The sequence below is a fragment of the Streptomyces fulvoviolaceus genome (assembly GCF_000718165.1).
GTDB classification, from domain to species: domain Bacteria; phylum Actinomycetota; class Actinomycetes; order Streptomycetales; family Streptomycetaceae; genus Streptomyces; species Streptomyces fulvoviolaceus.
In genome coordinates, this window is record NZ_JOEY01000237.1 from 1 (window position 1) to 225 (window position 225).

The 225-nt window shown below is 72.0% G+C and carries 1 protein-coding gene; it reads left to right on the forward strand.

What is annotated here, in order from left to right; translation table 11 throughout:
• Nucleotides 1-225, forward strand: a 225-nt coding sequence (locus IG08_RS0153690) for a GAF domain-containing protein (RefSeq protein WP_030622565.1), incomplete at both ends; no start/stop codon positions are given.

Below are 225 nucleotides of genomic sequence, written 5' to 3' on the forward strand. Positions count from 1 at the left end.
CTCCGCGTCATGGCCGCCTCCGACGAACGGGTACGCCTCCTTGAGCTCTTCCAGCTCCAGAACGACGAAGGCCCCTGCCTCGAATGCTTCCGCACCGGCACACCGGTGCTCGTCCCCGACCTGACCCGGGAGGCCGACCGCTGGCCGCACTTCGTCACGGCGGCCCACCGCAGCGGCTTCGGGGCGGTCCAGGCGCTGCCCATGCGCCTGCGCGACGAGGTCGTC